Consider the following 6253-nt stretch of genomic DNA (forward strand, 5'->3'; position numbering starts at 1 on the left):
GGGTAGTATTATACGCATAGCCAAGCGTTAAAACTGTGTCAATTATAGTTTTTTTGCTACCAAAATAGCGCGTCGTGGTGCGGGATACCCTTCTACGGTTTTGCTTGGGTCGTTTGGGTCAAGATAGTCGGGTAATGAGTTGTGCGTCATCCATTGAGTTGTCCGTTGTTCATCAACGGAGGTGACGCTCTCATCAACGATACGCACGTCACCAAAACCACATTTCTCAAGCCACACTTTGAGCGCTTTTGCGGAAGGGAAAAAGTAGACGTTACGCATTTGTGCGTAGCGGTCGACAGGTACTAAAACAGCATTTTCGTCGCCTTCAATCACCAGCGTCTCAAGAATCAATTCGCCCCCTGCGACCAACTGATTTTTCAATTGGATCAGATGATCTAGCGGTGAGCGTCGATGGTATAGGACACCCATGCTAAATACGGTGTCAAAGGCATTCAATTCGGGTAATTGTTCAATGCCTAGTGGCAGAAGATGAGCACGTTGGTCATCACCCAATAGTTTACGCACCGCTTCAAACTGCACTAAAAACAGGTGCGAAGGGTCGATACCCACACACAGGCGAGCACCTTCGCCAAGCATACGCCACATGTGATAACCATTACCACAGCCAACATCCAGCACGGAACGGTCTTTCAGCGGTGAAATGTGGGGCAATACGCGGTCCCATTTCCAATCGGATCGCCATTCAGTGTCGATATGGATACCGTGTAAGTGATAGGGTCCTTTGCGCCAAGGATGAAAAGTTTTAAGCAAACTTTCCAATTTTTTCTGTTCGCCTAACGCCAGCGGTGTGCTATTTGAGAGAGTGACTGACTGTTTGAGCTCAATCAGATCAGGTGTACCCGAGGGGATTTTATTTAACGCACGAACCCAGCGGTCAAAGTCGCCATGCTCTGCATTTTGCCAGTCCGTCAACTGTTGTGGCAAAACGTTTAGCCAAGGTTGGAGACGGGTATCTTGAGCGATCAGTTGATAAAAATTGGCAAAGTTAAACATGCAAAGCGTATTCCTAGATGAGGTAAAAAGATCCTAGATAAATGGCTGGTCAGGTTTTGGGCCTTCTAGGGAAAAAAGCCAAAACGGCATTCTATTATTTAATGGCGAACATTGAACCAAAGTTGAAACACTGGAACCACATTTCATAGCTTGAAAAGCCAATTTTTTTAAAGCGAGCTTTATGTGTTGTGATGGAGTCTGGGCGCATCACATTTTCAATCGCACTGCGTTTTTGACTGATCTCTAATTCGCTGTAACCATTGGCTCGCTTGAAATCATGGTGAAGGTCAATTAGCAGATCATGCGCCGTTTCATCTTCAAAAATGTACTTTTCAGATAAAATCAGTATGCCACCGGGGCGAAGACCCACGTAGATTTTTTCAAGCAGTGCGAGCCTATCTTCTGGCGATAGAAATTGCAGCGTAAAATTGAGCACCACCACTGAGGCATCATGAATTTCAATCTCACGGATGTCGGCTTCAATCACCTCGACAGGCGTATCCGAACGATAGGCGTTAATGTGCAGCTTGCATCGTTCAACCATGGCGGACGAGTTATCAACCGCTACAATTTTACAACCTTCTTGGTGAATATGACGACGCATCGAAAGCGTAGCCGCCCCTAAAGAGCAACCCAGATCATAAATAGTAGAGTGTGGCTTAACAAAGCGCTCAGCTAACATGCCGATTGCAGAGATAATATTGCTGTACCCCGGCACAGAGCGCTGAATCATATCAGGGAAGACTTCAGCAACTCGTTCATCAAACGTAAAATCACCAATTTTATCGATTGGAGCAGAAAAAATGATGTCTTTATGATGGCTCATAATGTACCTCATGGCGATGCGTAAAAAGCAATGCTGACCGTCGCGCTACCTTAAAAAAGGCGCACATTCTAAGAGAAAAGTGTGCGCGTGTCATTAACCTCGCACGCGATCATCAAAATAGGGTGATTTGGTGCTGGTCATCTTGGGCTGGAAATGTTGTCAATGTAGGTAATGTGAGTCGTTGTTGCAGCTGTTGGTATAGCTCGGCGGCTAATAATGGGGCTTCAATATTGTCTGGCGTGTGGACCATAAGATAAGGTTGTTTTCCTTGTTCGATCCAATGTGGCAGTTTGGTCATCCACGCTTCAAAAAAGGGGTAATTGGCCTCTAATTCTGGGTGGCCGATAAAACGGATCATCGGCGTTTGTGCCGTGGCAATGGCGTGAACAGGGACTTTAGGTTTCTTTTTCTGAGCATCAATGATGACGTCGGTCGTCGGTTTGGCCGAAAAGATAGGACGACTATCCATAATGATTCGGTCAACCGACGATTCAACTAACCATTGATTAAGCGCTTTTTCAGCTTCTCCCTTAGCAAAAAACTCAAGGTGCCGCACTTCAACACTCAGTGGAAAACCTGCGGGAAAATAGGCGCAGAATTTTTTCAACTGCTCTAAGTGCTGTGGGCCAAAAGTAGCTGGCAGTTGGATGGTCCATAATCCAACACGAGAGTGCAGAGGCTCCATGAGCATCATAAAATTTTTTAACTGATCTTGGCAGCCAGTGAGCTTATGTTCGTGGGTAATAGCTTTGGGCAGTTTGAACGTAAACCGAAAATCATCATGAGTGGCGGCGCGCCAGTTCTGCACTGTGTTCATGGAAGGTGACGCATAGAAAGTAGTGTTGCCTTCTACGGTATGAAAAACCCTCGCATACTTTTCAAGACGCTGCGCAGCAGGCGTTCCCGCGCCGTAAAACGTACTTTGCCAGCCCGCGTGTGACCACATGGTAAGGCCGAGTCGCAGTGGTAAATTCATCATACTGACCTTTCATCCATTACTAAAAATAAATACTCTACGAGAGTTTTGATGATTTTGGTATTTTAACGCTATAATCAGCCGCAATTTCTCAGCGGTGTTGCTATTTTGGTTGATTATTGATTTAAAAAGCAGCAACCCTTGATAAAACACAACAAATTGTATTCTGGAAGGTCGATTTTGCACATCTTTCAGCGTATAAATGGAACTTTGCGCTGCTCAGATAATGACGCTGAGCGGCTTAGAATTGATAACTAATTAGAGATTGGGAAATTCATTATGCGTAGCCATTATTGTGGTCACCTGAACAAGTCCCTCGCAGGACAAACTGTGGAGTTGTGCGGCTGGGTTAATCGCCGTCGTGATTTAGGCGGTCTTATCTTTATTGATATGCGAGATCGTGAAGGCATCGTTCAGGTGGTGGTTGATCCAGATATGGCGGATGTATTTGCAGTAGCTAATCAACTGCGTAATGAATTCTGCATTAAGCTAACTGGTGAAGTACGCGCGCGTCCAGAAAGTCAAATCAATAAAGAGATGGCGACTGGCGAAGTAGAAATTCTCGCGAGTGGGATTTCTATTATCAACCGCAGTGATGTTTTACCACTGGATTTCAACCAAAAGAACTCAGAAGAGCAACGTCTAAAATATCGTTACTTAGATCTACGCCGTCCAGAAATGAGTGATCGTATTAAGCTGCGCGCTAAAGCGTCTAGCTTTGTACGCCGCTTCCTTGATGAACACGGTTTCCTCGATATTGAAACGCCAGTTTTGACGAAAGCAACGCCGGAAGGGGCTCGTGACTACTTAGTGCCAAGTCGTGTGCACAAAGGCAGTTTCTATGCACTTCCTCAATCGCCACAACTGTTTAAACAGTTGCTGATGATGTCAGGCTTTGACCGTTACTATCAAATCGTAAAATGTTTCCGTGATGAAGATTTACGTGCTGACCGTCAACCAGAATTTACTCAAATCGATATTGAAACGTCATTTATGACGGCCGACCAAGTGCGTGAAGTGACTGAAAAAATGGTTCGCAATATGTGGCTTGAGTTACTAAATGTAGACTTAGGCGATTTCCCTGTGATGCCATACAGCGAAGCGATGCGTCGCTATGGTAGCGACAAGCCGGATCTGCGTAACCCACTGGAATTGGTTGATGTTGCAGACCTTGTAAAAGATGTGGATTTCAATGTTTTCTCTGGCCCAGCTAATGATGCTAAAGGACGCGTGGCGGTTATTCGTGTACCGGGTGGCGCGGCATTAACTCGTAAGCAAATTGATAGCTACGCTGAGTTTGTTGGTATTTATGGCGCGAAAGGTTTGGCGTGGATGAAAGTCAATGACCGCGCTGCTGGCTTAGAGGGCGTTCAATCTCCGGTCGCGAAATTCCTTTCGGCTGACATTGTGGAAGGTATTTTACAACGCACTCACGCTAAGTCTGGCGACATCATTTTGTTTGGTGCCGATAAAATAAAAGTGGTGACTGAAGCCTTGGGTGCGCTGCGTTTGAAATTGGGTAAAGATCTGGCGATCACCAATGAAAATTCATGGGCTCCACTATGGGTTGTTGATTTCCCAATGTTTGAGGAAGATGACGAAGGTAACTTGCATGCTATGCATCACCCATTTACCGCGCCACTTAACTTAACCGCGCAAGAGCTGCAAGCCAACCCAGCGGTTGCAAATTCAAATGCTTACGACATGGTATTAAACGGCTATGAAGTGGGCGGTGGCTCGGTGCGTATTCACAATGCTGAAATGCAATCTGTGGTGTTTGATATTTTAGGTATTGATGCGCAAGAGCAACAACTGAAATTCGGCTTCCTATTGGATGCGCTGAAATTTGGTACGCCACCACACGCAGGTCTTGCATTTGGTCTTGACCGTTTGGTGATGCTGTTGTGTGGTACGGAAAATATTCGCGATGTGATTGCCTTCCCTAAAACAACCGCAGCCGCTTGCTTGCTAACGGATGCACCGAGTCTGGCTAACCCAGCGTCGCTCGAAGAGTTGGCGATTGCGGTGACGGTCGCAAAAGAAAAAGCGCAATAAACGCAACGGTAACAGGGTGGCGAAAGTCACCCTCTTTTTTGCCCCCGCGTAGGGTTATCCTTTTTTATTTGAGTGAACCTTGTTCTCTCGCCAATTGACTTAGTGACAGGAATCTCTCTTTTGGCTCAAATGTATTTCTATTACTCTGCGATGAATGCAGGTAAATCAACCACTCTTCTACAATCTTCTTTCAACTACCAAGAGCGTGGTATGACGCCCGTGATCTATACCGCTGCCATCGACGACCGCTATGGTGTTGGTAAAGTAAGTTCAAGAATAGGATTGGAATCAGACGCCCAGCTTTTTACCGCTGAAACGAATTTGTATGATGAGATCAACGCACTGCACGAGCAACAAAAGCGTCACTGCATTTTGGTTGATGAGTGCCAATTCTTAACCAAAGATCAAGTCTATCAATTGACTGAAGTGGTCGATAAAATCGGCATTCCGGTACTGTGCTATGGCTTGCGTACCGATTTCTTAGGTGAGCTATTTGAAGGGAGTAAATATCTACTTTCTTGGGCCGATAAGCTGGTGGAATTGAAAACAATTTGTCATTGTGGCCGTAAAGCGAACATGGTCATTCGCACCGATGAACATGGAGTGGCGATTGCCGAAGGTGATCAAGTCTCTATTGGTGGTAACGATAAATACGTGTCGGTATGTCGTCAGCACTATAAAGAAGCCTTGGGTAAGTAAATTCATTACTTCTGCGCCTTGAACAAATTATTCGATAGGGAGGTTTAAGCCTCCCTATCTATTTTGTATGCCCCACAACTTGTGTTACCACTCAAATTGACTCAGAACTTGGTAAGCAAGTGTCACATCGTCTGGGAGCGTTTGCTCAATCTGAAATCCTTGTGCTGGGTAGTCGCGGACTCGCACAAAATCGTCTAATAGCGCACTCAGTACAACATCAACGGTGAAATCCTCATCAAGATAATCGAAAAATGTCTCTCCGCTAGAGGTCACCATTAATGACTCAAATGGGGCTGGCCACTGCTGAACAAATGTGGCGTAGGCACGACGTTCCATGAAGGGTTTTTGAACCAAAATAATACGTTGCGCAGTGATCTCTTGGATTTTAGAAGCTGAGTTTCTGGCCTTTTTCTTTATCTACCTCACACTGTTTACAGTGAACTAAATACAAACTTAATGCCCTGAAACGTAGGGTGTTGAGTATTTTTCGCAGCTGACTGCTAAAAATCATCGTAAGTGACATTCACGCCAACAAATCAATGCAAGCAGAGTGATGTTTCTTCACTATTTTGCTATCGCTGCCACTCTCTTATTACTCGGTTAAGGCCGCATGAACTGCCATTTATCGAGAATAAATTTCATTACTAGCCATAATCCAATTAAGTATCAGCACTCTATAGAAT

The 6253-nt window shown here is 45.1% G+C and carries 5 protein-coding genes and 1 pseudogene; 2 read left to right on the forward strand and 4 right to left on the reverse strand.

The window, feature by feature from the left end; translation table 11 throughout:
* Nucleotides 1–42 precede the first annotated feature (42 nt).
* From cmoB to AACT18_RS12975, 3 genes are all read right to left on the reverse strand, one after another.
* On the reverse strand, nt 43–1014 hold the full coding sequence (gene cmoB, locus AACT18_RS12965) for a tRNA 5-methoxyuridine(34)/uridine 5-oxyacetic acid(34) synthase CmoB (RefSeq protein WP_094125560.1): 972 nt from the start codon (nt 1012–1014) through the stop codon (nt 43–45).
* Nucleotides 1015–1108: 94 nt separating this feature from the next.
* Entirely contained in the window at nt 1109–1852 is a 744-nt protein-coding gene (cmoA, locus tag AACT18_RS12970) for a carboxy-S-adenosyl-L-methionine synthase CmoA (RefSeq protein WP_094125561.1), read from the reverse strand.
* 100 nt (nt 1853–1952) lie between these two features.
* Nucleotides 1953–2819, reverse strand: a complete 867-nt coding sequence (locus AACT18_RS12975; RefSeq protein WP_094125562.1) for a DUF72 domain-containing protein — start codon at nt 2817–2819, stop codon at nt 1953–1955.
* A 276-nt stretch (nt 2820–3095) separates the two neighbouring features.
* On the opposite strand from AACT18_RS12975, the gene aspS reads away from it, so the two are divergent.
* Both aspS and AACT18_RS12985 read left to right on the forward strand, forming a co-directional pair.
* Nucleotides 3096–4871 carry an aspartate--tRNA ligase gene (aspS, locus tag AACT18_RS12980; RefSeq protein ID WP_094143638.1) on the forward strand — a complete coding sequence of 592 codons (1776 nt, stop codon included), beginning with the start codon at nt 3096–3098 and terminating at the stop codon, nt 4869–4871.
* Nucleotides 4872–4991: 120 nt separating this feature from the next.
* Nucleotides 4992–5570 carry a thymidine kinase gene (locus AACT18_RS12985; RefSeq protein ID WP_026028832.1) on the forward strand — a complete coding sequence of 193 codons (579 nt, stop codon included), beginning with the start codon at nt 4992–4994 and terminating at the stop codon, nt 5568–5570.
* Nucleotides 5571–5654: 84 nt separating this feature from the next.
* Here the strand turns inward: AACT18_RS12985 and AACT18_RS12990 are convergent.
* Nucleotides 5655–5939, reverse strand: a pseudogene (locus tag AACT18_RS12990) (YdcF family protein); the annotation flags it as partial.
* Nucleotides 5940–6253: the final 314 nt, after the last annotated feature.

Origin of the sequence: Vibrio sp. V04_P4A5T148 (genome assembly GCF_963875605.1) — a bacterium.
Classification (GTDB): Bacteria; Pseudomonadota; Gammaproteobacteria; order Enterobacterales; family Vibrionaceae; genus Vibrio; species Vibrio anguillarum.

What these genes read in the sequence shown, in the direction of transcription:
- cmoB (WP_094125560.1), bottom strand. Translation starts at nt 1,014, where the DNA reads ATGTTTAACTTTGCCAATTTTTATCAACTGATCGCTCAAGATACCCGT.
- cmoA (WP_094125561.1), bottom strand. Translation starts at nt 1,852, where the DNA reads ATGAGGTACATTATGAGCCATCATAAAGACATCATTTTTTCTGCTCCA.
- AACT18_RS12975 (WP_094125562.1), bottom strand. Translation starts at nt 2,819, where the DNA reads ATGATGAATTTACCACTGCGACTCGGCCTTACCATGTGGTCACACGCG.
- aspS (WP_094143638.1), top strand. Translation starts at nt 3,096, where the DNA reads ATGCGTAGCCATTATTGTGGTCACCTGAACAAGTCCCTCGCAGGACAA.